The organism is Agromyces neolithicus (genome assembly GCF_039529735.1).
Taxonomy (GTDB): Bacteria; Actinomycetota; Actinomycetes; order Actinomycetales; family Microbacteriaceae; genus Agromyces; species Agromyces neolithicus.
On sequence record NZ_BAAANJ010000016.1, the window covers coordinates 102,589 to 127,915 of the forward strand.

The 25,327-nt window shown below is 69.8% G+C and carries 25 protein-coding genes; 9 read left to right on the forward strand and 16 right to left on the reverse strand.

Annotation, left to right across the window (positions count from 1 at the left end; all coding sequences use genetic code 11):
- Positions 1 to 113: 113 nt before the first annotated feature.
- From ABD164_RS15575 to murI, 3 genes are read right to left on the reverse strand one after another with little or no spacing between them, the layout of a single operon-like run.
- The gene (locus tag ABD164_RS15575) at positions 114 to 734 is read right to left on the reverse strand and encodes a non-canonical purine NTP pyrophosphatase (protein WP_344297211.1); all 621 of its coding nucleotides are present in this window, start codon (positions 732 to 734) and stop codon (positions 114 to 116) included.
- Positions 731 to 1,525, reverse strand: a complete 795-nt coding sequence (rph, locus tag ABD164_RS15580; RefSeq protein WP_344297212.1) for a ribonuclease PH — start codon at positions 1,523 to 1,525, stop codon at positions 731 to 733. Before rph ends, ABD164_RS15575 begins: the two co-directional genes overlap by 4 nt.
- Entirely contained in the window at positions 1,522 to 2,373 is an 852-nt protein-coding gene (murI, locus tag ABD164_RS15585; RefSeq protein WP_344297213.1) for a glutamate racemase, read from the reverse strand. Before murI ends, rph begins: the two co-directional genes overlap by 4 nt.
- 64 nt (positions 2,374 to 2,437) lie before the next feature.
- Here murI and ABD164_RS15590 point away from each other — a divergent pair, with 64 nt between their 5' ends.
- Positions 2,438 to 3,757: a nicotinate phosphoribosyltransferase gene (locus ABD164_RS15590; RefSeq protein WP_344297214.1), complete on the forward strand. Its 1,320-nt coding sequence runs from the start codon at positions 2,438 to 2,440 to the stop codon at positions 3,755 to 3,757.
- Positions 3,758 to 3,786: 29 nt separating this feature from the next.
- Here ABD164_RS15590 and ABD164_RS15595 read toward each other — a convergent pair whose 3' ends face one another.
- Genes ABD164_RS15595 through ABD164_RS15605 form a run of 3 tightly spaced genes read right to left on the reverse strand, consistent with a single transcriptional unit; the run spans position 3,787 to position 6,926 of the window.
- A complete protein-coding gene (locus tag ABD164_RS15595) occupies positions 3,787 to 4,074 on the reverse strand; it encodes a DUF3039 domain-containing protein (protein ID WP_425545956.1) in 288 nt (95 codons plus the stop codon).
- A 21-nt stretch (positions 4,075 to 4,095) separates the two neighbouring features.
- The gene (locus ABD164_RS15600; RefSeq protein ID WP_344297215.1) at positions 4,096 to 5,670 is read right to left on the reverse strand and encodes a hypothetical protein; all 1,575 of its coding nucleotides are present in this window, start codon (positions 5,668 to 5,670) and stop codon (positions 4,096 to 4,098) included.
- Positions 5,646 to 6,926 (reverse strand): ABC transporter ATP-binding protein, encoded by a 1,281-nt coding sequence (locus ABD164_RS15605; protein WP_344297216.1) that lies wholly within the window; start codon positions 6,924 to 6,926, stop codon positions 5,646 to 5,648. The genes ABD164_RS15600 and ABD164_RS15605 overlap by 25 nt, the downstream gene beginning before the upstream one ends.
- 40 nt (positions 6,927 to 6,966) lie before the next feature.
- Between ABD164_RS15605 and ABD164_RS15610 the strand changes: the two genes are divergently transcribed.
- Together ABD164_RS15610 and ABD164_RS15615 are read left to right on the forward strand one after the other, a co-directional pair.
- On the forward strand, positions 6,967 to 7,470 hold the full coding sequence (locus ABD164_RS15610; protein ID WP_344297217.1) for a hypothetical protein: 504 nt from the start codon (positions 6,967 to 6,969) through the stop codon (positions 7,468 to 7,470).
- A gap of 284 nt (positions 7,471 to 7,754) precedes the next feature.
- A complete protein-coding gene (locus ABD164_RS15615; RefSeq protein WP_344297218.1) occupies positions 7,755 to 8,447 on the forward strand; it encodes a phosphocholine cytidylyltransferase family protein in 693 nt (230 codons plus the stop codon).
- A gap of 81 nt (positions 8,448 to 8,528) precedes the next feature.
- On the opposite strand, the gene ABD164_RS15620 is transcribed toward ABD164_RS15615, so the two are convergent.
- A complete protein-coding gene (locus tag ABD164_RS15620; protein WP_344297219.1) occupies positions 8,529 to 9,068 on the reverse strand; it encodes an ECF transporter S component in 540 nt (179 codons plus the stop codon).
- Between the two features lie 84 nt (positions 9,069 to 9,152).
- Here ABD164_RS15620 and ABD164_RS15625 point away from each other — a divergent pair, with 84 nt between their 5' ends.
- Both ABD164_RS15625 and ABD164_RS15630 read left to right on the forward strand, forming a co-directional pair.
- A complete protein-coding gene (locus ABD164_RS15625; RefSeq protein ID WP_344297220.1) occupies positions 9,153 to 9,962 on the forward strand; it encodes an ABC transporter permease in 810 nt (269 codons plus the stop codon).
- Positions 9,962 to 10,732 (forward strand): ABC transporter ATP-binding protein, encoded by a 771-nt coding sequence (locus ABD164_RS15630; protein ID WP_344297221.1) that lies wholly within the window; start codon positions 9,962 to 9,964, stop codon positions 10,730 to 10,732. The genes ABD164_RS15625 and ABD164_RS15630 overlap by 1 nt, the downstream gene beginning before the upstream one ends.
- A gap of 19 nt (positions 10,733 to 10,751) precedes the next feature.
- On the opposite strand, the gene ABD164_RS15635 is transcribed toward ABD164_RS15630, so the two are convergent.
- Together ABD164_RS15635 and ABD164_RS15640 are read right to left on the reverse strand one after the other, a co-directional pair.
- Positions 10,752 to 11,195 carry a hypothetical protein gene (locus tag ABD164_RS15635; RefSeq protein ID WP_344297222.1) on the reverse strand — a complete coding sequence of 148 codons (444 nt, stop codon included), beginning with the start codon at positions 11,193 to 11,195 and terminating at the stop codon, positions 10,752 to 10,754.
- Positions 11,196 to 11,218: 23 nt separating this feature from the next.
- On the reverse strand, positions 11,219 to 12,127 hold the full coding sequence (locus ABD164_RS15640) for a DUF222 domain-containing protein (protein ID WP_344297223.1): 909 nt from the start codon (positions 12,125 to 12,127) through the stop codon (positions 11,219 to 11,221).
- 182 nt (positions 12,128 to 12,309) lie between these two features.
- Here ABD164_RS15640 and ABD164_RS15645 point away from each other — a divergent pair, with 182 nt between their 5' ends.
- The gene (locus ABD164_RS15645; RefSeq protein WP_344297224.1) at positions 12,310 to 13,404 is read left to right on the forward strand and encodes a hypothetical protein; all 1,095 of its coding nucleotides are present in this window, start codon (positions 12,310 to 12,312) and stop codon (positions 13,402 to 13,404) included.
- Between the two features lie 27 nt (positions 13,405 to 13,431).
- Here ABD164_RS15645 and ABD164_RS15650 read toward each other — a convergent pair whose 3' ends face one another.
- The 6 genes from ABD164_RS15650 to ABD164_RS15675 all read right to left on the reverse strand — a co-directional run bounded on the left by ABD164_RS15650 (position 13,432) and on the right by ABD164_RS15675 (position 20,011).
- Complete coding sequence (locus ABD164_RS15650) at positions 13,432 to 14,025, reverse strand: hypothetical protein (protein WP_344297225.1); 594 nt, start codon at positions 14,023 to 14,025, stop codon at positions 13,432 to 13,434.
- 49 nt (positions 14,026 to 14,074) lie between these two features.
- Complete coding sequence (locus ABD164_RS15655; protein ID WP_344297226.1) at positions 14,075 to 15,373, reverse strand: hypothetical protein; 1,299 nt, start codon at positions 15,371 to 15,373, stop codon at positions 14,075 to 14,077.
- 64 nt (positions 15,374 to 15,437) lie between these two features.
- Positions 15,438 to 16,283, reverse strand: coding sequence for a glycosyltransferase family 2 protein (locus ABD164_RS15660; RefSeq protein WP_344297250.1), 846 nt, complete (start codon positions 16,281 to 16,283; stop codon positions 15,438 to 15,440).
- A 31-nt stretch (positions 16,284 to 16,314) separates the two neighbouring features.
- Positions 16,315 to 17,127 carry a CDP-alcohol phosphatidyltransferase family protein gene (locus tag ABD164_RS15665; RefSeq protein WP_344297227.1) on the reverse strand — a complete coding sequence of 271 codons (813 nt, stop codon included), beginning with the start codon at positions 17,125 to 17,127 and terminating at the stop codon, positions 16,315 to 16,317.
- A gap of 5 nt (positions 17,128 to 17,132) precedes the next feature.
- Positions 17,133 to 18,188 carry a glycosyltransferase family 2 protein gene (locus ABD164_RS15670; RefSeq protein WP_344297228.1) on the reverse strand — a complete coding sequence of 352 codons (1,056 nt, stop codon included), beginning with the start codon at positions 18,186 to 18,188 and terminating at the stop codon, positions 17,133 to 17,135.
- Positions 18,189 to 18,301: 113 nt separating this feature from the next.
- Positions 18,302 to 20,011 (reverse strand): S1C family serine protease, encoded by a 1,710-nt coding sequence (locus tag ABD164_RS15675; protein WP_344297229.1) that lies wholly within the window; start codon positions 20,009 to 20,011, stop codon positions 18,302 to 18,304.
- A 168-nt stretch (positions 20,012 to 20,179) separates the two neighbouring features.
- On the opposite strand from ABD164_RS15675, the gene ABD164_RS15680 reads away from it, so the two are divergent.
- Positions 20,180 to 21,391 carry a pyridoxal phosphate-dependent aminotransferase gene (locus ABD164_RS15680; protein ID WP_344297230.1) on the forward strand — a complete coding sequence of 404 codons (1,212 nt, stop codon included), beginning with the start codon at positions 20,180 to 20,182 and terminating at the stop codon, positions 21,389 to 21,391.
- Here ABD164_RS15680 and ABD164_RS15685 read toward each other — a convergent pair.
- Positions 21,375 to 22,205, reverse strand: a complete 831-nt coding sequence (locus tag ABD164_RS15685) for a carbon-nitrogen hydrolase family protein (protein WP_344297231.1) — start codon at positions 22,203 to 22,205, stop codon at positions 21,375 to 21,377. The genes ABD164_RS15680 and ABD164_RS15685 overlap by 17 nt on opposite strands.
- Positions 22,206 to 22,385: 180 nt before the next feature.
- Between ABD164_RS15685 and helR the strand changes: the two genes are divergently transcribed.
- Both helR and ABD164_RS15695 read left to right on the forward strand, forming a co-directional pair.
- A complete protein-coding gene (gene helR, locus ABD164_RS15690; RefSeq protein ID WP_344297232.1) occupies positions 22,386 to 24,587 on the forward strand; it encodes an RNA polymerase recycling motor ATPase HelR in 2,202 nt (733 codons plus the stop codon).
- A gap of 42 nt (positions 24,588 to 24,629) precedes the next feature.
- Entirely contained in the window at positions 24,630 to 25,313 is a 684-nt protein-coding gene (locus ABD164_RS15695) for a GntR family transcriptional regulator (RefSeq protein WP_344297233.1), read from the forward strand.
- The last annotated feature ends 14 nt before the right edge of the window (positions 25,314 to 25,327 follow it).

The window sequence follows — 25,327 nt, forward strand, 5'->3', positions numbered from 1 at the left end:
CGGGAGTTCGTGATTCGAAGTTAGGAAAGGACGTCGATGCCGTCGTCAGCCCCCGGTGCCGTGATCGGCGCGCGGTGGTACCGCAGAAGGAGTCCTGCCGTGCCGTCTTGGGGTCAGCCGGGGAGCTGCGCGGCGATGCGCTCGAGCTCGGGCAGCAGCTGCTCGAACGCGAGCGCCCGGTGGCTTCGCCGGTTCTTCTGTTCGGGCCGCAGCTCTGCGGCCGTGATCTCGAGCCCATCGGGTTCGAAGATCGGGTCGTACCCGAATCCGTGCGAGCCGCGCGGCTCGTATGAGAGGCTGCCGCGCCAGCGGCCCTCGGCGACGAACTCGTGACCACCGGGCAGCACCGTATCGGGCACGACGAGGGCGATGGTGCAGCGGAACTCGGCCCCGCGATGCGGGCGGCGGATGTCGGCGACCTGGGCGAGCAGCAGTCGCAGGTTCGCGTCGTCGCCGGCGCCCGAGCCGGCCCACCTGGCCGAGAAGATGCCTGGTGCACCGCCCATGACGTCGACCACGATGCCCGAGTCGTCGGCGAGCGCGATGCGACCGGTGTGCGCTGCCGCCGTGCGCGCCTTGATGAATGCGTTCTCGGCGAACGTCAGCCCCTCTTCGACGGGCTCAGGGCCGTCGTACGCGAGCACCGAGGCCCGGGGCATCCGTTCGCCGATGATGCGCCCGAATTCGGCGACCTTGTGCGCGTTGTGGCTCGCGAGCACGAACTCGAGGCTCATGCGCCGGCCGCCGGTGCATCGTCGGCCGCCTCGGCGCTCGCGGCGAGCGCCGCGACCTGCAGGCGCGTGAGCTCGCTGGTGCCGGCCAGCGCCAGGTCGAGCAGCGCGTCGAGTTCGCGCCGGTCGAACGGCGCGGCCTCGGCCGTGCCCTGCACCTCGACGAACAGCCCGCGGCCCGTGGCGACGACGTTCATGTCGGTCTCGGCGCGCACGTCTTCGGTGTAGGCGAGGTCGAGCATGGGCGTGCCGTCGATGATGCCGACCGAGACGGCCGCGACGGTGTCGATGAGCGGCGCGGCCTTCTGACCGATGAACTTCTGTGCGCGAGCCCATTCGATGGCGTCGGCGAGTGCGATGTAGGCCCCGGTGATCGCGGCCGTGCGGGTGCCTCCGTCGGCCTGCAGCACGTCGCAGTCGATCTGGATCGTGTTCTCGCCGAGCCCCTTCATGTCGACCACCGCGCGAAGGCTGCGGCCGATGAGCCGGCTGATCTCGTGCGTGCGGCCCCCGATGCGCCCCTTCACCGATTCGCGGTCGTTGCGCGTGTTCGTCGAACGTGGCAGCATCGCGTACTCGGCCGTGACCCAGCCCTTGCCCTTGCCGGTCATCCAGCGCGGCACGCCGTTCGTGAACGACGCGGTGCACAGCACCTTCGTGTTGCCGAACGAGATCAGCGCACTGCCCTCGGCGTGCGCGCTCCAGCCGCGTTCGATCGTGACTTCGCGCAGTTGGTCGGGCGTGCGGCCGTCGGCGCGCACGATGGTCGTGGGGGTTTCGGATGCCTCGGTCATGGGGTTTCGCTCTCTCGTCGAAGCTGTTCGCGGTCGGGGATGGTGACGGCGCCGGTGTGCACGAGTTCGACGCTCGGGATCTCGGGGGCGATGAGCCGGTGCGCGAGGTCGAGGAACGCGCTCGTCGAGTCGCCGGTGGCCTCGTAGCGGTAGGTCGGCGGCGTCGACGCCCGGCGCTCGAGCCCCGTCGATACGAGCACGCGGTACACGTCGTTCGCGGTCTCGACATCGCTCGAGACGAGGGTGACCTCGTCGCCCATGACGTACGAGATCGCGCCCTTCAGGAACGGGTAGTGCGTGCAGCCGAGCACCAGCGTGTCGACGTCGGCGGCCTTCAGCGGCGCGAGGTACTGCTCGGCGATCGCGAGCAGCTCGTCGCCGGTCGTGACGCCGGCCTCGACGAACTCCACGAATCGCGGGCACGCCTGCGAGAAGAGCTCGAGATGCGGTGCCGCCGCGAACGCGTCGTCGTACGCGCGCGAGCCGATGGTGCCCGCGGTGCCGATGACACCCACTCGGCCGGTCTTCGTGGCCGCGACGGCCCGGCGCACGGCCGGCTGGATCACCTCGACGACGGGCACGTCGTAGCGTTCGCGTGCGTCGCGCAGCATCGCCGCCGACGCCGTGTTGCAGGCGATCACGAGCATCTTCACACCCTGCGCGACGAGGTCGTCGAGCACCGCGAGCGCGTAGCCGCGCACGTCGGCGATCTTCTTCGGGCCGTACGGCGAGTGCTCGAGGTCGCCGACGTAGAGGATCGACTCATTGGGCAGCTGGTCTTTCACCGCCCGGGCGACGGTGAGCCCGCCGACCCCGGAGTCGAAGATCCCGATCGGTGCGTCCGTCACGACATCCAAGTTTAGACCGGCGGATGTCCCAGCTCGCGTCGCCCGCATGACTAGGCTCTTCTGCGTGACCGGGTCTGCTGCGCTCTTCACCGACCGATACGAATTGACGATGGTCGATGCCGCCCTGCTCGACGGCGCCGCCCACCGTGAGAGCCTCTTCGAGGCGTTCGCCAGACGGCTGCCCGACGGGCGGCGCTACGGCGTCGTGGCGGGCACCGGGCGCCTGCTCGAGCTCATCCGGCAGTTCCGCTTCGACGAGGCCGAGCTCGAGTGGCTTCGCGAGCACGAGGTCGTGCGTCCTGCCACGATCGACTGGCTCGCCGACTACCGATTCACCGGGGACATCTGGGGCTACCGCGAGGGTGAGGCGTACTTTCCGGGCTCTCCGTTGCTGACCATCCAGGCCACGTTCGCCCAGGCCGTGATGCTCGAGACCATCGTGCTCTCGACGCTCAACTACGACTCGTCGGTGGCGAGCGCCGCCGCACGCATGGTGTCGGTCGCGCTCGGCCGGCCCATAGCCGAGATGGGCTCGCGCCGCACTGGCGAACGCTCGGCGATCGCGGCGGCCCGCGCGGCCTATATCGCCGGGTTCGACGCGACCTCGAACCTCGAGGCCGGCCGCAGCTGGGGCATCCCGACCATGGGCACCGCTGCGCACGCGTTCACACTGCTGCACGACAGTGAAGAGGCGGCGTTCCGCGCCCAGGTCGAGGCGTTCGGCCCCAAGACGACGCTGCTCGTCGACACGTACGACATCGCCAAGGGCGTCGAGACGGCGGTGCGCGTGGCGGGGCCCGAGCTCGGCGCCGTGCGCATCGACTCGGGCGACCTGCCCACGGTCGTCGCCGCCGTTCGCCACCAGCTCGACTCGCTGGGCGCAGTCGACACGCGAATAACGGTCACGAGCGACCTCGACGAGTTCACGATCGCCGGGCTCTCAGGCGCCCCGGTCGATGCCTACGGCGTCGGCACCGCGGTCGTCACGGGTTCGGGCCACCCGGCCGCCGGCATGGTGTTCAAGCTCGTCGCCCGCCGCGACGACGCCGGCGAATGGGTGTCGGTCGCGAAGTCGTCGACGTCGAAGGCGAGCGTGGGCGGGCGCAAGAACGCCGCCCGCCGCCTCGACTCGACCCGCACCGCCCGCGAAGAGCTGGTGTTCGTGGGCGACGGCCCCGACGGCGTGGCCGAGTTCGAGGCGGGCGACAAGCTGCGCCCGCTGATGGTGCAGCTCATGTCGAAGGGCGAGGCCGACCCCGCGTTCCTCGGGCGCGCCGGCACCGAAGCGGCGCGCGCCCACCGCGCCGACGTCATGCAGGAACTGCCCATCGAGGCGTTCCGGCTCGGCCGCGGCGAGCCTGTGATTCCGACGACCTACCGCTGACGCGGCAGCCGGCGACGCACGAGCGAGACCTACTCGGCCTTCAGTCGCTCGTAGATCTCTTTGCAGGTCGGGCAGACCGGGAACTTCTCGGGGTCGCGACCGGGTGTCCACTTCTTGCCGCAGAGCGCCTTGACGGGCTTGCCGGTCATGGCCGACTCGAGGATCTTCTCTTTCTTCACGTAGTGCGAGAAGCGCTCGTGGTCACCGGGTTCGATCGCTTCGTCTTCGAGGAGTTTCTCGAGCTCGCGGTCGAGAACCGACGTGCCGCCGCCGGGCGAATCGGGGTCGGCGATGCTCATTCGCACGGTCTGGATCATGCGCTCGATTCTACGCGGGACTCAAGCGCGCAGGGCCGCCGCGAGCATCTCGGGGCCGCGCGCATCGAACACCTTGCCGCCATACCAGACCCCGAACGCGAGCACGAGCACGCCGAATCCGACGCCGGCAGCGAACGATGCCGCGTGCCAGGCCGGGTCGACGAAGAGCCCCAGGGCCCCGAACACGCCTGCGGGCAGCGCGATGAGCAACGCGCCGAACATCGCCAGCGACTGCACGAGGGCGGTGATGGTGCCCGACGACTGCGGTTGCAGGAACGGGCTGTCGCCCGGCTTGACGACGGGATACGGCAGTCGTGCCGAGGTGATCGAGCCGATGCCGAGCCCGCCGAGCAGCAGCGCCGTGCTGATGCCCAGGAGCGACGGCAGCAGTCGCCAGTCGTTCAGGATGAACACGGTCACCGCGCCGCCGAGCCCGATCACGAGGATTCCGGCGATGAGCACCGGGATGAGCCGGCCGACACGGTCGGAGGTTCCGCGCACTCCCGATGCCACGTGCAGCCAGATCGCGGTCGAGTCGTAGGCGACGTCGTTGTGCAGGCTCCAGCCGAGGAACAGGCAGACGAGGGGCACGGGGATGAGCCAGAGGTAGAACTGCGGAATGCCCGCGAGCGCGAGCGGGATGATGACGAGCAGCGGGGCGATCGGCACCATGACGAACGACACCCAGTAGCGCGCGTCGCGGAACCAATAGGTGATGCCGCGCGCCGCGACCGCACCGGTCACGCTCTGGGGCATCCGATCGAACCACCCGAGTCCGCGGTAGCTCTTGGCCGATGCTTCGCGCCCGGGCGTCACCAACATCTTCGAGACGAGCGCCCGCCAGGCGAGCCAGATGACCCACAGGGTGCCCGCCGCGATGAGCAGTTTCAGGATGGCCGCGCCCCACTGCCCTTCGGCGGCGTCGCCCGGCACGGCGAACGCGGCGCCGAGCGGCGTCCAGCCGAGCACGTCGGCGAAGCGGCCGAGCAGGCGGAGTCCGGAGTTCGCCCAGTCGAGCGTGGTCAAGGCGACGACCACCGGTGCGGCCATCACGATGAGCAGCACGCCGATGACACCCATGATCTCGCGCGCGCGGCGCGTCGCGAGCACGAACGACGCGAGCGCGGTCGCCACCCGTGCGATGAGCAGGCACGTGGCGAACGCGAGCGCCGCCGAGAGGATCGCGAGCATCGTCTCGGGAACGCCGCGCGACCACGTGACGACCGTGCCGAGCAGCACGATCGCGAGCACGAGCGCGGGAACACCGACGAGCGCGGCCACGGCGAGCCCGAGCGAGAGCGTTCGATCGGGCAGGGCGAAGAAGGCGAATCGACGCGGGTCCATGGTGTCTTCACTGCCGAACACGAGCGGAACCACGATGAACCCGACCACCGTCGCAGAACCCGCGACGATCAGCACGTCGCGCACGACCGAGACTTCGTCGACCAGACGTAGACCGACCAGGCTGACGAACAGCAGCGACGCGAGGCCCAGCCCGTAGACGAGGCCGACGACGATGCCGACGACCTGCCAGGTGCTGCGACGGAAGATGTTCGCCAGTAGGCGCAGTTTCAGTCGGAGAAACTGTGCAACCATTCCATGCCTTCCGCAGCCTTGCGCCCGCCCGCGAGCTCGACGAACCGGTCTTCGAGCGTCTGGCCCGCACGCACCTCGTCGAGGGTGCCCGAGGCGAGCACGCGCCCGCCGACGATGATCGCCGCAGAGTCGCAGACCCGCTCGATGAGATCCATGCCGTGGCTCGACAGCACGACTGTTCCGCCGCCGGCGACGTACCGTTCGAGGATCTCGGTGAGGTTCGCCGCCGAGACGGGGTCGACCGACTCGAACGGCTCGTCGAGCACGAGCAGCCGCGGCGAGTGGATCATCGCGCACGCGAGCGCGATCTTCTTGGTCATGCCGGCCGAGTAGTCGGCGACGAGCCGGTCGATGGCGTCTTCGAGTCCGAACGCGGCGATCAGGTCGGTGCTGCGCTCGCGCACGGTGCGGGCGTCGAGGCCGCGCAGCACGCCCGAGTAGTACAGCAGCTGCGCGCCCGTGAGCCGGTCGAAGAGTCGAAGCCGGTCGGGCAGCACCCCGGTGGCGCGCTTGGCAGCCTGCGGGTCGGCCCACGCGTCGATGCCGTTGATGCCGACGCTGCCAGCATCGGGGCGCAGCAGGCCGGTGACCATCGAGAGGGTCGTCGTCTTGCCGGCACCGTTCGGGCCGACGATGCCGTAGAACGAGCCCGCACGCACGTCGAGGCTGATGCCGTCGACGGCGGTGTTCTCGCCGAACCGTTTCACCAGCCCGGTGATCGACAGCACCGTCGGAGCATCGGCCGACGGTGCTGCTCGTGCGACGCGCAGGGTGCGCTTCTTGCGCGGCGCCGCCTGCTTCGGAGCGGGAATCACGGCGACCGCGTGCGCGGCGCTTCGGGATGCCTCGTCGACGGGCGGCGCCGCGTCGACCGGGGTCGCCGTGTCTTCGGTCGGTGCTGCATCGACCGATGATGATGCGAGCGCGGCTTCGGCAGCTGCAGCCGCGGCAAGCGCGGTGACGGTGGCATCGCCGCTCGAATCGGTTGCGACGGCCTCATCGGGCGGCTCGACCGCTGCCGTCTCGATCACCGGGTCGGGTTCGCCCGGCGGGGGCGCCGGCGCCTCGGTCTGACGTCGCGGGGTGCGTTCGGTGGTGACCTCGTCGATCTGCGAGGCGGCTGATGCGGCCGGCCGCCCCCCGACCACTGGCGGCTCGTTGGCCGCTGCCGCGATCGTCTGGTCGGCCGGGCGCCTCGAGGGGCGCTCAGCGGCAGTCGTCTCGGTCGTGAGTGCCGCAGCGGTGCGCTGCTGCACCTGACGCTGCTGACGCTGCGCCGCTGCCTCGGTCGTCGCCTTGCTGCGCGCCGCCGACGTGCTCGCGGCACTCCTCGCCGTCGTCGTGCGCGTGGTGCGGGCGGCCTTCGCCGCCTCACCGCGGGTCGCAGCGGCGCCTGCCGATGCCGAACGGGATGCGGGGGTGCGCTTCGAAGCCGGCTTGGGTGCGTCGGGGGCGGGCGTGTCGGACTCCTCGGCGCTCTTGCGCGTAGCCGTCGCCGACTTCGTTGCCGCGGCCCTCGCCGCCGCGGTCTTCGCCGCCGCGGCCGACTTCGTGGTGCGCGGCTTCGCCGTCGACTTCGCCGCGGTCGTCTTCGAACCCGGCTTCGCCGCGGTTGTCTTCGACCCCGACTTCGCGGCGGCCGACTTCGCACCCGTGGTCTTCGAGGCGGCCGGTTTGGCGGCGCTCGACTTCGCCGCGGCCGTGCGCGGGCTCGACGATGAGCTGCCGGCCTGCCCTGACGGCGATTCCCGCTGGTCGGACACCCCCATGCCAGTGCCTTCGGCAGACTCGTCGTCGTGATCAGGGCGCGAATCGGAAGTCACCCAAGACAACCTACCAATGACCGGCCCGGAATCGCTCCTCCCACGACGGGGGGAACGGCTCGGTTGACTGGGCATTCTCTGTGCGAAGTATCACGATCCCACTACGACATCGCCCCCCACTCGTGGCACGCGGGGCTCGCCCGATATCCTGAGACCCGGCATAACGGCGTGTCCACATGTGAACTTTCGGGTGAACTGCATGCGAACTCTCGCCAATCGGGAGTGACGCGGCGGGTCATCCGCACCACCGAAGGAGATGCAGTGACCACCCAGATCGTGATTCTCGCAGCCGGCATGGGGAGCCGGCTCGGGCGTTCCCTCCCCAAGCCGCTCACCGAACTCAGCGACGGCCGCACCATCATGCGCCAGCAGTTCGACAACATCGAGCACGCGTTCGGCGCGAACGCCAACGTGACCATCGTCGTCGGCTACAAGCTCGAGCACATCATCGAGGCGTTCCCGCAGGCATCGTTCGTCTACAACGAGGAATACGACCAGACGAACACCTCGAAGAGCCTCATGCGCGCCCTCGCGGCCTCGCAGTCGGGCGGAGTGCTGTGGATGAACGGCGATGTCGTGTTCGACCCGCGCATCCTCGACCGGGCACTCCCCTTCATCGCGCGCGACCAGTCGTTCGTCACCGTCAACACGTCGAAGGTCTCAGACGAAGAGGTGAAGTACACCACGAGCGCCGAGGGCTACATCAAAGAGCTCTCGAAGACCGTCAAGGGCGGGCTCGGCGAGGCCGTCGGCATCAACTACATCTCGAGCCGCGACAAGGCGACCTTCCTGGCGCACCTCAACCGAGTCGGCGACCAAGACTACTTCGAGCGCGGCCTCGAGCTCGCCATCGAGAAGAACGGCCTGCTCATCGAGCCGATGGACATCTCCGACCTCTACGCGGTCGAGATCGACTTCGCCGAAGACCTCGAGCGGGCCAATCACTTCGTGTGACCTGCACCACAGCGACACAGCACCGATCACGAGAAGAGCGGATGCCCCGGGGCATCCGCTCTTCTCGTGTTCTCAGCCCGATCAGGTGAGGGTGCGGGCGACGCCCGCCCGGCTGAGCGACCCCGCGATCACGCGCCCCAACCACGTGAAGACGACCGGGCTGAGTGCGAAGAGCGCGAGGTAGAGCACCCAGAACCACGGCGCGTAGTGCTCGGCGCCGAGAGCGATGAACGTGCCTGCCGCCAGCACGATGCCCGACCCGGCAGCCGCGATGTAGTAGAGCCAGGGCGACCAGTTCTTGTAGCGGGTGAGGAAGAACGGAAGCTCGAGCAGGGCACCGACGAGCAGTCCGGTGGCGAGGAAGCGCAGGATCCACTGCGGCGCGAACGCCGCGCCGACGAGACCGGCGATGAATCCCGTGAGGATTCCGACGCCCGGGCGCTTCAAGAGCGCGAGGGCGACCGCGCTCGGCAGGAAGTGCGAGCCGATGGTGATGCCGTAGAGCATCGGCGCGATGCCCGCGATGAGACCGGCGAAATAACCGGCGCCGGCGGCGAAGAGCCCACCGCCCACACCGATGGCCGCGCAGCTGAGGATCACGCGGGTGCTGGTGGCGCGCACGACGCTCCTTTCGACTGGGCTCGGCAGGTCGCCACCCGTCACGATCAAATCTACCCCGGCGCGGCATCTACGATGGGGGGCGTGATGAGCGCGGTTTCCGTCGGGGGCGACACGCATCCGCTGCGGCGGACGCCGTGGCTGCGCTACCGGCATGCGCTCTGGCTGCTCACCACCCGCGATCTCAAGGTGCGATATTCGACCTCGGCGCTCGGGTACCTGTGGTCGGTGCTCGATCCCCTGGTCATGGCGGGCATCTACTGGTTCGTGTTCACACAGGTCTTCGACCGCACGGTCGGCCAGGTCCCCTACATCGTGTTCCTGCTGTCGGCTCTGCTTCCGTGGATGTGGTTCAACGGCGCGGTCTCGGACTCGACGCGCGCGTTCCTGAAAGACGCGAAGCTCGTGCGGTCGACCAAGATCCCTCGCACCATCTGGGTCACGCGCATCGTGCTCTCGAAGGGCATCGAGTTCGCGCTGGCCCTGCCCGTGCTCGCCCTGTTCGCGATCGTCTTCGGCGCAACCGTGTCGTGGGAGCTCGTTTTCTTCCCGCTCGCAATGATCGTGCAGGCGGTGCTGACGACGGGAGTCTCACTCATCGTCGCGCCGCTCGTGGTGTTCTTCCGCGACCTCGAGCGGGCCGTGAAGCTCGTGCTGCGGTTTCTCTTCTACGCGTCGCCGGTCATCTACGGCGTCAGCGACCTGCCGGCCGGCTTGCAGTTCTGGGCGGCGTTCAACCCGCTGTCGGGCGTGTTCAGCCTCTACCGCGCCGGCTTCTTTCCGACCGAGCTCAACTGGTTCGACGTCGCCATCTCGGCCGCGATGTCGCTCGCGCTGCTCGCAATCGGGCTCTGGGTGTTCCGTTCGGCCGAGCGCCAGGTGCTGAAGGAGATCTGATGACGGATGTCTCGACCGCGCTCTCACCGGCAACCCACGCGATCCGCACCGAGGGGCTGGGCGTGCGTTTCCGGCGCAACCGCCGAGGCCGCCGTTCGTTCAAGGACCTGTTGTCGGGCCGCAGGCGGCGCACGCGCCCCGGCGAGTTCTGGGCACTGCGCAACGTGTCGATCGAGGTTCGCCCCGGCGAGGCGATCGGCGTCGTGGGCCGCAACGGGCAGGGCAAGTCGACACTGCTGAAGCTGGTCGCCGGCGTCATGCTGGCCGACGAGGGCACGGTCGAGGTCTCGGGCGGCGTGGCACCGCTCATCGAGATCACCGGCGGCTTCGTCGACGACCTCACGGTGCGCGACAACGTGTACCTCACGGCGGGGCTGCATGGCATGACCCGATCGCAGATCGACGCGAAGTTCGACGAGATCATCGGCTTCGCCGACATCGGCGACTTTCTCGACACCCCCTACAAGCACCTCTCGAGCGGAATGAAGGTGCGCATCGCCTTCGCGGTGATCTCGCAGCTCGAGGAGCCCATTCTGCTCGTCGACGAGGTACTTGCAGTGGGCGACAAGGCGTTCCGTGAGAAATGCTACCGGCGCATCGACGAGATGCTCGCGGGTGGCCGAACCCTGTTCTTCGTCTCGCACAACGAGCGCGACCTGCGGCGGTTCTGCACCCGCGGCCTCTACCTCGACAAGGGCGCTCTCGTGCTCGATGCACCCATCGACGAGGTGCTCGACCGGTACAACGCCGACCACGGCACATCTGCGTAGCAGGCCGACGAAGCCCGGTTCAGCGCAGCCGCTGTTCGCGCCCAGCCCGACGCAGCGCCCCGTCGACCTCCCAGCTGGCGCAGCTGTAGTCGCCGTGGGCGCTGAGGCCGCGCGCGACGATGAGCCGGCGGCACTGGTCGACGAACCGAAGCTGCGCACCCGCATCGGCCTTCGGAAGACCCGGGCGTTCGAGATCGATGAACCCGGGCAGTGCGTAGAGCAGGTCTTCCCCGGTCGCCACCCTGAGCAACGCGCCGTCGGGCTCGAGCCCGCGTTCAATGGCGAGCATGGCAATTCCTGCGTCGAGCAGCATGTCTTCGCCCTTTGCTTCGAGGTAGGTCTCGAGTGCAGTACGAGCGCGGCGGTATCGCAGGCACGTGGCGTGTGCGCGGCCCTCGGTGAGCAGCGCCTCTGCCGCCTCGATGAGCGTCGCTGCGGTGGGCTGGGGTTGGCGTTTCGACATGAGTTCTCCTTCGGGTGGTGATTTCAGTGGCGGCGACTGCGGTTCAGGCCGCGGCCTCGTCGGGTGGAGGGCCGGCGAAGTGCTCGGGCTCGCTGAGATGCACTCGGCCGGCCGGGCTCGTCCACTGGACGCGCCCGTCGGGGAACTGCTCGATGCGCCAACCCGTGTGATGCTTCAGCCGGTGGTGCTTGCAACATACGTGCGCGAGATTTCGATGGCTCGTATGGCCGCGATGCTGCCAATCGCGGTTGTGGTCGATGTCGCACGCTACCGTCTCGTGCACGCAAGGCGAGCCGGCGCGCGAACGCCATGATCGCGGCGCCGCGCTCGGCCTCGACGTGAAGATGCAGCCACGCCATGCCGTCGTGCGCGGGTTCGAGTTCGATGTGTCGTTCGCCACGAGCCGCCGTGTGCCTTTCAACCAGCCCGATGGGGTGCATGCGCTCACGCAATCGTCGCGCAGCTCGACGAAACGCCGGCGGCGTCATCTTCGCCGCCTTGTCGAGTGCCGCTGCTTCGAACTCGCCACGCCGTGCCTCGGGAAGTGTGTGCGCGGTGTCGAGCAGCTGCCGAACTTGCTGGAACCCGATCGCGCCCACTGCGAGCGCGTCGCGCGTGGCGGTGAACTGCGTGTCGAGCTCGGCCGCCTCGTGCAGCATGCGACCGGCCGAGCGCTCGTGCACCCGCAACGTCGTGGCCAGCTCGCACGTCATCGCGCGGCGCACGAACTCCTCGTCGTCGTGGCGGTTGCGCGACGGGTGCGACTCGATCGCGTGCATCAACCGGTGCGCCTCAGCCACCTGTCGCATCTGCTCTGCCTGTGCCGCCCGGATCTCGCCCTCGAGCCGCTCGATGACGACGAGCGCGGCTTCGAGCGCGGCCTCGGGCGTCGGCCCGGGTGCCGGTTCGTGTGCCGCCTGCGATGTCGTCATGCGACGAGTCAACCATGACCCTCCGACATTCGATTCGCACTGAAATGGCCGGTCAACCTACCTTAACGTTGTGAATAACTTCGCGCGCAGGCCACCTGTGGAGGACGAGTCGGATACCCGATCCGGGATCGACGAGCGGTTCGAGAGCGTCGATGACCAGCCGCCTCACGTATCATCGCGACATGGCCGACCGCGTGCACAAGATCACCTCGCTGGGTGGCGATGAACCGCGCGCCGAGCAGCTCCCGCCGCCGCCGCAGGCGGGGCCCCATCCCGGCACCACCCCGCCCTCGAGCGGTACCTCGCACCCCGGCAGCACCACCCGACCCGACGACGGCCGGGCCCACGGCGTCGAGCGCGCCATCGACCTCGCCCTGTCGGTGCAGCGGCCCGTCGTGGTGGCTCACCTGCGAAGCATCCGTCGTCGTGTACCGAACGCGTCGCCCGACCAGCTCATCCGCATCCTCGAGCGGCGCTACCTGACCGCCGTCACGACGGGCGGCGCCGCCGTCGGCGCGACGGCGGTGATCCCCGGCATCGGCACGGGCGTGACGCTTGCGCTGTCGGGTGTCGAGACGGCCGGGTTCCTCGAGGCCACCGCGCTGTTCGCACAGTCGGTCGCCGAAGTGCACGGAATGCCGGTCGACAACCCCGAGCGTGCCCGTGCCCTCGTGATGACGCTCATGCTCGGGAATGAGGGCAGCGACCTGGTGCGCCAGTTCGCCGGGCAGGCCACCGGCTCAGGCGCCGCGCTCAACACCTACTGGGGCGAGCTCGTGACCAACACCCTGCCGAAGGCGATGATGGGCCCGGTCGTCGAACGCCTGCGCAGCGTCTTCATCAGGCAGTTCGCCGTGCGCGGTGGCGCGGGCATCGTCGGCAAGGCGATCCCGTTCGGCATCGGCGCGGCCATCGGCGGCATCGGCAACAACGTGCTCGGCCGGCGGGTGCTCGTGCAGTCGCGTCTCGCATTCGGCCGGCCGCCGATGCTCCTGCCGGTCGACCTCGAACCGTGCGAGCGTGACGCGCTGCTTCAGGTCACCGGCGAGCGGATGTCGCGTGCCGGAACCGTCGTCGGCGGGGCCGTGGGTTCCGTCGCCACGGCCACGAGCCGCGGCATCCGAGCCGCTGGGCGCGCCGCCGGACGGGCCGCGCGCGGAGCGATCACCCGGAAGAAGGGCGCGGCGGGCGAGTCGCCCGCCGATGCACCCGCCGGCGCACCGACCGACCCCACCGATTCGGATGTCGCGGAAGACGCCACCGGCACCGCGGGCTGACCGCGGCCGGGCCCCGAAGCCGTCGCGCTACTCGGCCAGCTCGTACCCGAGCAGGCCGCGCAGCTCGTTCGTCTCGATGTCGAGCACGTCTTCGGGTTTGCCCGCGTCACGTCGCACCCGGTGACGACCGGTGAGCGCCACCAGACGGTCGCCCACGTCGTACTCGGGGTCGCGCTCGATGGCACGCAGCGTGATCACGAACCACCGCTCGGCGAGTGCGAGTTCGTCGGCCAGTTCGAACGCCTCGGCGACGTCCCAGTAGCGCCACCACGCCGCACTCTGCGAGGCGCGCAGCGCGTCACTCGCCGCGATCGCGGCGTCGCGTTCGCCGCGTGCCAGCAGGATCGAGACGAGGGCGCCGACCGTCTCGTGGGGTTCGACATCGGATGCGGCGCCCGCACGCCGCACGAGATCGAGGGCACGGTCGAGTTCGCCCGCCATCTCGAGGTGCTCGGCCGAGGCGAGCAGCAATGTCGCCCGGCGCAGGTCGTCATCGAGCTCGAACGACCCGGTGTCGGTCGCCCAGCGTTCGAGCAGCTCGGCCCGTTCGACGTGGTGGTTCGTGCCGTTCGACCCGAACTCGAGATCGTCGACGTCGGCTTCGGTGATGCGCGTGGCCATGACCAGAGCCTATGCGCGATCACCGGCAGCCGCGATGGGCCGCCGCGGCTCAGCCGATCGCTTCGGCGTCTTCGTCGGCGTCTTCGTCGACATCGTGCTCGTCGACCTCGCCGTCGCCGGCGTGCAGCGCCGCGAACCTCTCCCACTCGGCCATGAGGTGGTCGATCGCCGCGTGGAACCGAGCGGTCGCGACTCCGGGCGTGGTGTCGCCGAAGTAGCGCTCGACCCAGAACCCGAGTCGTTCGAGCGCCTCGGCGTCGTGCGTGACCTCGTCGACGCGGGCCACCATGGCCGCGGCATCCGATGCGTCGAGCCACTCGCACGCCTGCAGGTAGCCGCCGGTGTCGATCTGCGCCGCCGGGTTCGCCGGCCGGGTGATGAGCAACGGCTTGCCGGCGGCCAGACGGTCGTAGACCATCGCCGAGATGTCGACGATCGCGACGTCGGCTGCGGCGAGCTGCCACCCGAGCCCCGGCCCGTCGTCGAAGATGTGCTGCGCCGAGGGATCGGCGGCGTTGGCCGCCTCGATCGCGGCGATGATCGCTCGGTTCGCCGCGCCGTACTCGTGATCGACGACGCCCGATCGCGGGTGCGGCCGGTAGATGACGCGGTGACGGCCCGTCGCGAGCAGGCCGCGCACGAGCCCGACGCCGTGCGAGGCGATCGATCCGTATGCGGCGGCCCCGCGATCGCCCTCCCACGTCGGCGCATAGAGCACGACCTCACGCTCGTCGGGCGTGTACGGCAGTTCCGTGCCGTCGAGGTAGTGGTCGGCCTGCGGACGACCGATGGGGATGGCGCGCTTGTCGAAGTCGTAGTCCCAGAGCACCTTCTCGAGCCGCGACTTGGCGGCGTCGCCCGCGATGAGGGCGTAGTCGTAGGCCTTGAACTGGTTGGTGGTCATGTACATCTTGTCGGACTCGCCGTGGTTGATGAACACGTGCCAGCGGCGCCCATAGCGCATCATCTGGAAGTTCTTGGCGTTCTGGTTGACGTAGAGGATCACGTGCAGGTCTTGTTCGTGGATCACCCGCTCGAGGTCGGCGACGCGGCGCACGTACGCGACCGGCAGCGGTGACTCCTCGAGCAGCTTGAGGGCGGCGCCCGACGCGCGACTCAGCACGAGCACCGGGTGGCGTTCCGAGAGGGCGACGAGCGGTGCGTACCACTGCCGCAGCTGGTAGAGGTTGACCTTGCCGTCGGCGAAGTACACGCCGACACGGAATCGGTGGGGTTCGAGGCCGGGCCGGTCGGCGAGCTGCACGCCGAGCGCCTTCTGCGCCCGCCGCGACCACATGATGTCTTTGGCGAGCTTCATGGCGCGACGCGCGTCTTTCCTCAATCCCACTGTCCAAGGGTAGCGGGCGAGGTCTCGATGCGGCGCCGGGGCGCCCACGCGACCGACGGGCGGCTCAGACGATCGGAGGCCTGCCCGCGCGGGTCATGCGCCACACCGTGCGCCACGACATCGGACGTCGCTCGCCGGGGTGCTCGCGCCATCCGGCCCGCCAGCCGCCGAACCAGGCCTTCAGGGCCGACGGGTTGCGCGCCCAGCGCAGCACCTGGATCGCGGTCCACGAGCCGACGTACAGCGGCACGAGCACCGTGGGCAGATTGCGTCGCGCGAGCCACACCCGGTTGCGGGCGTTGAGCCGGTAGTAGTAGTCGTGCCTGGTCTGGTCGATGACCGGATGCCCCGCCTCGAGGTCGCCCGCGTACCACGCCACATGGCCGGCGTCCCACACCCGCCACGCGAGCTCGATGCCCTCGTGCGCGTAGAAGAACGTGTCGGCCCATCCCCCGGCCGCGTCGAACACGTCGCGCGGCATCAGTACCGCGCCCTCCCAGCACGAGAACACGGGGCTCGAGTGCGTCGCATCGCCCTTGCGGATGCGCGGGATCCACCGTCGCGGCGAGGCGAGCCCGCTCGGGTCGACGACGCGCGGCTGGATCAGGCCGAGCTCGGGTCGATCGGCGAGCATGCGGCATCCGTCGGCCAGGAACGTGTCGCTCGGCAGGAATGCGTCGTCGTCGAGGAAGAAGAGCACCACGCCCCCGACCTCGGGTACGCCGCGGTTGCGCCCTGCCGGGATTCCGAGGTTCTCGGGCAGGTGCAGCGTCTTCACGCCGGCGGGCAGCGGCGGGTCGGCCGATGCAGGATCCCACCCGTTGCCGACGCAGACCACGTCGGTTGCGACGCCGCGCTGGTCGAGTACGCTGCGGATGCCCCGGGCGAGGTCGTCGGGCCGAGTGCCCATGGTGAGCACCACAACGCCGACGCGCGGCGCGTCAGGCGCGGACACGACGTGACGCCATGATCGCGACGAAGTGTCCGAACACGGCGAGCACCGCGAGCGGCAGCAGCACCGCGACGACGAGGCGGTCGACGAAGGGCTGCCCGACGAACAGCCCGACGGCGGCGGCGGCGAGCGCGATGAGCGTGAGCTCGACCGAATGGTAGAGGCGATGGAATGGCACGAACCGCGCCGCCTTGCGCAGCGTGGCCACGAGCCCGCCACGCGGAGCGGTCTCGCCGTGGGTGTCGGCCAGCTTCGGCAGGCCGGCGTTGGCGCGGGCGACGTGCACCATGTCGTTGAGGGCCTTGTTGAGCACGATGACGAGCGCCAGCAGCGCCGCGAGCGTCGTCCACAGGAAGTCCGCGGGGAATTCGAGCGGGTAGGCGGCGGCGCGGATGCCGAGGGCGAGCGGGATGAGCGCCTCGGTCGAGTAGTGGCCGACCTTGTCGAGGAAGACGCCCGCGGGCGACGACGTGCGCCGCCAGCGTGCGACCTCGCCGTCGCAGCAGTCGACGAGCATCTGCAGCTGTCCGAGCACGACCGCGAGCAGTGCGCCCCAGATGCCGGGGATCAGCAGGGCGGCGGCCGTGGACCAGCCCACGAGGATCATGAGCCCGGTGACCCCGTTGGCCGAGATGCGGGTCTTCAGCAGCATCCACGTGAGGTACGGCGAGAGATTGCGCAGGTAGAGCGACGCCGTCCAATGCTCGGCATTGCGGCGGCCCCGTACCTCGGGCGGCTGGGTGACCGCGCGAAGCTCGGCGATGCTCGACGGCCTCGTCGTGACCGGTTCGGCCTGCGACATCTGCGTCACCTTCCCGTGTGCCTGGCGATGTTGCTCGTCAGCGACAGGTAGCCGAGCACGAACCCGACGCCCCACGAGACGTGTATGCAGGGCAACACTACGAGAAACCGTGCGGCGGTGCTGGCGCCGTGGCCTCGCGCCGCGATGATCGTTGCGACGACGACGAACAGCAGGTAGACGACCGGGATCACGAATCCGACGAGCAGCCATGGCGTCGCCCCGGCCATCGCCTGCATGATGCCGCCGATGCCGGCGAGCAACCCCAGCAGCACTCCGACGACCATGACCGGGGGGATGAAGTACCGAATGCCGTTGGCGGCGGGGAACCGGCGCGCGAGCTCGCCGCGCCACAGCCCCGTCGAGAACATCTGGCGGGCCAGCCGGTCGAAGTTCGAACGCGGACGATAGGTGACCGCGAGTTCGGGCGTGAACCAGACCGTTCCGCCCGTGTCGCGAAGGCGGCGGTTGAGCTCCCAGTCCTGCCCGCGCTTGATCGTCTCGTCGAACAGGCCGACGCGCTCGAGCGCGACGCGACGGAAGACCCCGAGGTACACGGTCTCGGCGGGACCCTCGTCGCCTCCGACGTGGAACGCCGAACCGCCGAGGCCGACCCGAGTCGTGTAGGCCAGTGCCACGGCCTGCTCGAACGGGGTCTCGCCGCGCGCGTCCATGATGCCGCCGACGTTGTCGGCACCCGTGCGTTCGAGCGTCTCGACCGCGATGCGGGCGTAGCCGGTGGGCAGCATCGAGTGGGAGTCGACGCGCACGACGACCGGGTACTGTGCCGCTCGGATGCCGATGTTGAGCCCCGCGGGCGTCGACCCGACCGCGTTCTCGAGCACCCGGATGCGCGCATCGCGCGACGCGAGGTCGGCGACGAGCTCATTGGTGCCGTCGATCGAGGGACCCAGTGCGATGAGCACCTCGACGGGCCCCGTGTAGTCCTGCGCGAGGATCGACTCGACCGCCGCCCGAACGTGTGTGACGTCGTTGAGCACGGGCATGACATAGGAGACGCCGACGAGCGACGGAGACGCCGTCTCAGGGTGGTGCTCGGGCATGTTCCTCACTCGTGCTGGGGTCGATCGAGCCTAGCAGTCGAGGGGCGCACCGACACCGAAGGCCGGGGTCCGACGGACCCCGGCCTTCGGCATGCGATCGGCTCGATCGTCGATCAGCCCTCGAACGTGTCGAGCGTCACCTGCACGGTCTGCGACTCGCCGTCGCGCGTGAACGTGACCTCGGCCTCGGCACCGCCGGGCAGAGCCCGCACCTGTGCAGTGAGGTCGGTCTGGTCGGTGATCGGGACGCCGTTGAACTCGGTCACGACATCACCCGATTCGAGGCCTGCGGCCTCGGCCGCGCCACCCTCGGACACCTCGGAGATGAGCGCGCCGACGACGTCGCTCGAGCCCTCGGCCTCGGCCGAGCCGACCGTCGCGCCGAGCAGGCCGTGCGTGGCCGCACCGTTCTCGATGATCTCGTTCGCGATGCGCTCGGCCAGGTTCGACGGAACCGCGAAGCCGACGCCGATGTTGCCGGCCGTGGCCTGCGCCGCGCCGCCGGTCGAGAGGATCGCGACGTTGACGCCGATGAGCCTGCCCTCGGAGTCGACGAGCGCACCGCCCGAGTTGCCGGGGTTGATCGCCGCATCGGTCTGGATGACCGGGAGTGCGACGTTGCCGGTGGCGCCGCTCGGCACCTGCTGCGACTCGCCGCCGTCGGGGTCGGGCAGGTCGAAGAAGAAGTCGAACGGGCTCTCCTCGGTGCCGTTGCCCTGATCGCCCTCGCCGGTGTCGCCCTGCGAGTCGTCGGGGGTCGTCGGTGCCGCCGACGATGCGACGTCGATCGAGCGGTTGAGCGCGCTCACGATGCCGTTGGTGACGGTGCCCGCAAGGCCGAGCGGCGCGCCGATGGCGATCGCCGTGTCGCCGACGTTGAGCTCGTCGGAGTCGGCGAACTCGAGCGGGGTGAGGCCCGAGGCGTCGATCAGCTTGATGACCGCGAGGTCGCTGAGCGGGTCGGTACCGATGAGCTCGGCCTCGTAGAGGTGCCCGTCGTTGGTCTTCACCTGGATGGTCGGATCGCCGGTGGCGCCGTCGAGGGTCACGACGTGCGTGTTCGTGAGCACGTAACCGTCCTCCGAGAGGATGATGCCCGAACCCGTGCCGGCACCCTGGTCGCCGGCGACCGAGATGGTGACGACGCTCGGGCTCGCCTTGGCGGCGACTGCGGTGATCTGGTTCACCGATTCGGAATCGTTCACGACGATGTTCTGGGCCGAGCCCGCCGACTCGCCCGAGACCGTGCTCTGGTTGCTCGTGATGAGTGCCGTGATGCCGGCACCCGACGCGCCGCCGATGAGGGCAGCGGCGACGATGGCGGCGGCGACGCCGAGACCGACCCGGCGGGGCTTGGGGGCGGCAGGTGCGGATGCCCCGGGCACGGTGCCGTTCGGAACGCCCGCCACGGGGACCGTGGGCTGGGTCTGCGTCGCCTGGGGTCCGCCGAAGGCGGGCGGGACCTGGCCGGGCTGGGGCGCGGTCGCAGCGGCAGCAGGGGCCGGAGCGGCCTGCTTCGTGTACTGCGGTGCGTGGTAGGGCTGCGGCGCCTGGCCCGGCTCGTAGACGGTGCCGGTCGCGGGCGGCGCCGCCGGAGCGGCGGGCGCGGCAGGTGCGGCGGGCGCCGCGGGTGCGGGAGCGGCGGGCTCGACCGGAGCGGGAGCCGCGGCAGGGACATCCGCTGTCGGCGCGGTCTCAGCGGCCGGCGCGGTCTCAGCTGCCGGTGTGGTCTCAGGAGTCCGGCCCTGCGCTGCAGCTGCAGCGGTCTCGGTGACGTCGCCCTCGCGGGGCTCCCCCGTGGCGCCGTTCGTGGTGTCAGTCATGTCTGCTCCTTCCAAAGCCATGCCAGCATCCCGCCGCAAGCTGTGCTCCCCATCGGCGGAGTCTATGACTCTGCTATCTGCGAGCGGTGATTCCCCCGAACGCGCGGAACCCGCTTCACATCGGCCCCGCGCAAGCGTACCCGCCCCACCCTCGCGTACGGTGTGAGCGTGAGCGACTTCTCCCCTGCACCCGGCCTGGCACCCTGGCAGCGCACCGCGGCGGGCGCCGGCCTGCTCGCCGGCGACGGCCGCATCGCCGCGACGATCTTCGCTGAGATGAGCGCCCTCGCGCTGCGCACCGGCGCCATCAACCTGGGCCAGGGCTTTCCCGATGAAGACGGCCCGGCCGAGGTGCTCGAAGCGGCCCGTCAGGCCATCTCCGACGGCGTCAACCAGTACCCGCCGGGCATCGGCCTGCCCGTGCTTCGCGAAGCCGTCGCCCGCCACCAGCAGCGGTTCTACGGCATCGACGTCGACGCGACATCCGAAGTGCTCGTCACCGCCGGCGCGACCGAAGCGCTCGCCGCGACGATCCTCGCGTTCGTCGACGACGGCGACGAGGTCGTGACGTTCGAGCCGTACTACGACGCCTACGCGGCCCTCATCGCGCGCGCCGGAGGCGTGCATCGCACGGTGCCGCTCGGCTTCCCCGATTGGCGACCCGACCCCGACGAGCTGCGCGCCGCGGTCACCGACCGAACCCGGCTCATCATCGTGAACTCGCCGCACAACCCCACGGGCGTCGTGTTCGACGACGAGATCCTCGAGCTCGTGGTCGAACTCGCGACCCGTCACGACACGATCATCGTCACCGACGAGGTCTACGAGCACCTCGCCTTCGGGGCGGCGCACCGCCCCATCGCGGCCCTGCCGGGCGCCTGGGAACGCACGGTGTCGATCTCGTCGGGCGGCAAGACCTTCTCGACCACCGGGTGGAAGATCGGCTGGCTCACCGCACCCGCGCCGCTCGTCACCGCGGTGCTCGCGGTCAAGCAGTACCTCACCTACGTCAACGGCGCGCCGTTCCAACCGGCGATCGCCGCGGGGCTCGACCTGCCTGACTCGTTCTTCACCGGGGCCGCCGCGGCGCTCGCGGCCAAGCGCGACGTACTCGTCGACGGGCTCATCGCGGCCGGGTTCGATGTGTCGCCGCCGCAGGCCGGGTACTTCGTGATCGCGGATGCCTCACCGCTCGGTGTCGTCGACGGCGACGCCTTCTGCCGGCAACTGCCCGAGCGTGCGGGCGTGGTCGGGGTGCCGGTGTCGGCGTTCGTGCATCCAGACCGGCATGACGCCTACCGCAGCCTCGTGCGATTCGCGTTCTGCAAACGCCTGCCCGTGCTCGAAGAGGCGTCGGCTCGCCTCAGGCGTCTCGGCTGACGCGCTCGGTCACGTCGAACCGGCGCAACTCCAGCGCCGGATTGATGCGACGCACCGCATCGATGCGCTCGCGAGATACCCAGGCGATCGCGACATCCGTCGACTCGCCGATCGTGGCGACCTCGACACCCATCGGGTCGACGACCATGCTGTTGCCGGCGCCGACCGGCGGCGCGTGGTCGGCCGCCGCGACGAAGATCGTGTTCTCAAGGGCCCGCGCCGTCGTGAGCACGCGCCAGTGCGCCTCTTTGAGCGGGCCGCGCACCCACTCGGCCGGCATGCAGACGACGTCGGCGCCGGCGTCGACGATGCGCCGGGTGACCTCGGGGAATCGGGCGTCGTAGCAGGTCTGAAGGCCGAACGTCAGGCCGCCGGCCGCGAAGAGCTCTGGTGCGGTGATCTCGCCCGGTGCCACCCATTCGGATTCGCGCTGCCCGAACGCGTCGTAGAGGTGCAGCTTGCGATATCGCGCCACGACGCCCGCGCCGGGGGCGAGGGCGACGACCGTGTTCGCGACACGCGATTCGCCCTCGAGTCGTTCGATCATGCCGGCGACGACGTGCACGCCGACGTGGTCGGCGAGCGCCGCGAGCGCCTCGGTGAACGGGCCGCCGACAGGTTGGGCCGCGTCGATCCAGTCGGCGCCCGGTTGCGGGGTGAAATAGCTCGAGTACTCGGGGAAGACGACCAGCCGAGCGCCGCGTGACGCAGCGAGTTCGGTGAGGCGGGTGATCTCGGCGAGATTGGTCGCGGTGTCGGCGCCGGGGGCGAACTGGGCGACGGCGATCGCGAAGCCTGCGGTGTCGCTGTGCATGGCCTCAGCCTACGTCGATGCGCCGCGTCGACGGCGGCGCAGATCCTGCGGCGGACACTGCGCGGACACTGCGGACGACACTGTGGCGGACACGAAGATGGAGAGCCCTTCGCGGATCTCTCCACTTTCAGAATACAGGGGCGTGGGGGCCTTGCCGCAAGGCCCCGGTCGTGCCGCACAATGGTCAGTCGAACTCGACCACCTGCACGAGGAGCAGCCCTGACCACGAGCGCATTCAACCTTCCCGACCGCCTCATCGACAAAGCCGACCCGGCCCTGATCGCCGCCGACGAGCGGCAGTTCGCAGCCATCGAACAGAGCCTCGAGCAGACGATCAGCGACCTGTCCGATCGGCTCGACGCCAAGCGCAGGGAACCGGGCGGCAGCGGTGAGCAGGCGCTCGACCGCGACTTGGAGATCCACCGGCTGACCGCTCGGCTGCGCACGCTGAGGCGATATGGCGTCGACCTGTGCCTCGGGCACATCGTGCCCGCGGGCGAAGGCGACCCTGTCTACATCGGACGTCTGGGCCTCGCCGATGGCGAGGGTCGTCGACTGCTGGTCGACTGGCGCTCCCCCGCGGCCGAGCCGTTCTTCGGAGCCACCCACGCCGACCCGATGGGGGTGGTGAGCCGCCGCAGGTATCGCTGGACGCGCGGCCGTATCAGCGACTACTGGGACGAGGTGTTCACGGCCGACGGGTTCGCGGGGCACCATGCGGCGCTCGACGACCAGTCGGCCTTCATCGCCAGCCTCGGCAGCGACCGGTCGAGCCGTATGCGCGACGTGCTCGGCACGATCCAGGCCGATCAGGACGCCATCATCCGCGCCGGGTCCCGCGGCGCCCTCGTCGTCGACGGCGGTCCCGGCACGGGCAAGACCGTCGTGGCGTTGCACCGCACCGCCTACCTGCTGTACTCCGACCCTCGCCTCGGGCACCGCCGAGGGGGCGTGCTGTTCGTCGGCCCGTCGCAGCCGTACCTCGACTACGTCTCCGACGTGCTTCCGGGTCTCGGCGAGGAGGGCGTGCAGACGTGCACGTTGCGCGACCTCGTGCCAGAGGGCGTGATGGCCCGGCCCGAGGCCGACGCCGGGGTCGCCCGCGTGAAGTCGTCGGCCGACCTGGTGACGGCGATCGAGGCGGCGGTCGGGCATTACGAGGCGCCGCCCGCCGAACAAATGGTGGTCGAGACGCCCTGGTCGGACGTCTGGCTCGATCCCGCCGATTGGGCCGAGGCGTTCGAGGTACCCGAGCCGGGCACCCCGCACAATGAGGCACGCGACGAGGTCTGGGATGCGCTGCTCACGATCCTGGTCGAAAACCACGCCGGCGAGGACGCGCCGGCCCACCTGCTGCGCCGGGCGCTGGCACAGAACGTCGAACTGCGCGCGGCCTTCAGCCGGTCGTGGCCGACACTCGACGCGACCGGGGTCGTCGCCGACCTGTGGTCGGTGCCTGCGTACCTTCGTAATTGCGCTCCGTGGCTCTCCGCCGACGAAGTCGCGATGCTGCAGCGTGATGACGCACGCGCGTGGACGGTGTCGGACCTTCCGTTGCTCGACGCGGCACGGCAGCGCATCGGCGATCCCGAGGCGTCACGCCGCCGACGCCGGCACGAGGCCGAGGTCGTGACCGAGCGCGAGCGCTATGAACGAGTCGTCGACGACCTCATCGCGTCAGACGACAGCGAATTGCTGCTGATGTCCATGCTGCGCGGGAAGGACGCCCAGAACACCCTGATCGACGAATCCGCCATGCTGAAGGCCGACCCCGACCAGCTCGCCGGTCCGTTCGCGCACATCATCGTCGACGAAGCGCAGGAGCTGACCGACGCGGAATGGCAGATGCTGCTGCTGCGGTGCCCGTCGCGCAGCTTCACGATCGTCGGCGATCGCGCCCAGGCGAGGCACGGCTTCACGGAGTCATGGACCGAGCGGCTCGAACGCGTCGGACTCGATCGGCTCGACATCGCCTCGCTGAGCATCAACTACCGCACGCCCGAAGAGGTCATGGCCATTGCAGAACCGGTCATCCGGGCCGTGCTGCCCGACGCCAACGTACCGACCTCGATCCGCAGCAGCGGCATCCCAGTGCACCACGGCGACGTAACAGAGCTGGGCCCGATCCTCGACACCTGGCTCGCCGAGCATGCCGAAGTGGTCGCCTGCGTCATCGCAACCGCCGCCGACATCGACCCGCGTGGGCTCGAAGCGACCCCCCGCATCACGCGGCTGACCCCCGAGCTCGCCAAGGGACTCGAGTTCGACCTCGTCGTCCTGATCGATCCGGATTCGTTCGGCACGGGCGTCGAAGGGGCGGTCGACCGCTACGTCGCAATGACCCGGGCGACTCAGCGGCTCGTCATCCTCACGAGCACGTGAGCCCGCTTGACGTGATGCGGTGAAGCGTGCGCAATATATTGCATGCCGATTCCCGAGCGCTCGATCGTCGCCGATCGCACCCTCCTGCGCGACAACGTCTTCATCCGGATTCGGGACGCCATCGTCGACGGCACCTTCGCTCCCGGCGAGCAGCTGAAGGACGGAGAGCTCGCCGAATGGCTGGGCGTCAGTCGCACGCCGGTGCGCGAGGCACTACTGCGACTCGGTCAGAGCGGCCTCGTCGTCGCCCAGCCGGGTCGTTCGACGATCGTCAGCACGCTCGAGCGGCACGCCGTCTCGGACGCCCGTGACGTCGTCGCGGCGATGCACGAGCTGGCGGTGCGCGAAGCCGTGCCCGAGCTCACCGTGTCCGACCTCCATGCGATGCGTGATGCGAATCGCCGGTTCGCTGCCGCGATCGGGGCCGCCGACGTCGACGCGGCGCTCCGCGCCGACGACGATCTGCACCGTGTGCCCGTCGCCGTCTGCCGCAACGCCGCCCTGATCACGGTGCTCGACCAGTTCACACCGGTGCTGCGCCGAGCCGAGCGCCTGCGCTTCGCATCGCTTGCCGGGCGCGCGTCATTCGACCGTCACGAGCAGCTGATCCGGCTCTGCGCGGCCGGCGACGCCGATGGCGCGGCCGCGGTCGCCTTCGACACCTGGCACAGTCTTCCGGCCTTCGATGAGCCCGACATCCGCTCGGCCGACACGGATGACACCTGAACGGTCCCCTCGCC

Bases quoted from the DNA above. Each gene is read 5' to 3' on its own strand.
- ABD164_RS15695 (WP_344297233.1), top strand. From the start codon at position 24,630: ATGCCGATTCCCGAGCGCTCGATCGTCGCCGATCGCACCCTCCTGCGC.
- ABD164_RS15600 (WP_344297215.1), bottom strand. From the start codon at position 5,670: ATGGTTGCACAGTTTCTCCGACTGAAACTGCGCCTACTGGCGAACATC.
- ABD164_RS15625 (WP_344297220.1), top strand. From the start codon at position 9,153: ATGAGCGCGGTTTCCGTCGGGGGCGACACGCATCCGCTGCGGCGGACG.
- ABD164_RS15595 (WP_425545956.1), bottom strand. From the start codon at position 4,074: ATGATCCAGACCGTGCGAATGAGCATCGCCGACCCCGATTCGCCCGGC.
- ABD164_RS15645 (WP_344297224.1), top strand. From the start codon at position 12,310: ATGGCCGACCGCGTGCACAAGATCACCTCGCTGGGTGGCGATGAACCG.
- ABD164_RS15640 (WP_344297223.1), bottom strand. From the start codon at position 12,127: ATGACGACATCGCAGGCGGCACACGAACCGGCACCCGGGCCGACGCCC.
- ABD164_RS15660 (WP_344297250.1), bottom strand. From the start codon at position 16,283: ATGGGCACTCGGCCCGACGACCTCGCCCGGGGCATCCGCAGCGTACTC.
- ABD164_RS15635 (WP_344297222.1), bottom strand. From the start codon at position 11,195: ATGTCGAAACGCCAACCCCAGCCCACCGCAGCGACGCTCATCGAGGCG.
- ABD164_RS15575 (WP_344297211.1), bottom strand. From the start codon at position 734: ATGAGCCTCGAGTTCGTGCTCGCGAGCCACAACGCGCACAAGGTCGCC.
- helR (WP_344297232.1), top strand. From the start codon at position 22,386: ATGGTCAGTCGAACTCGACCACCTGCACGAGGAGCAGCCCTGACCACG.
- ABD164_RS15650 (WP_344297225.1), bottom strand. From the start codon at position 14,025: ATGGCCACGCGCATCACCGAAGCCGACGTCGACGATCTCGAGTTCGGG.
- ABD164_RS15665 (WP_344297227.1), bottom strand. From the start codon at position 17,127: ATGTCGCAGGCCGAACCGGTCACGACGAGGCCGTCGAGCATCGCCGAG.
- ABD164_RS15685 (WP_344297231.1), bottom strand. From the start codon at position 22,205: ATGCACAGCGACACCGCAGGCTTCGCGATCGCCGTCGCCCAGTTCGCC.
- ABD164_RS15670 (WP_344297228.1), bottom strand. From the start codon at position 18,188: ATGCCCGAGCACCACCCTGAGACGGCGTCTCCGTCGCTCGTCGGCGTC.
- rph (WP_344297212.1), bottom strand. From the start codon at position 1,525: ATGACCGAGGCATCCGAAACCCCCACGACCATCGTGCGCGCCGACGGC.
- ABD164_RS15630 (WP_344297221.1), top strand. From the start codon at position 9,962: ATGACGGATGTCTCGACCGCGCTCTCACCGGCAACCCACGCGATCCGC.
- ABD164_RS15675 (WP_344297229.1), bottom strand. From the start codon at position 20,011: ATGACTGACACCACGAACGGCGCCACGGGGGAGCCCCGCGAGGGCGAC.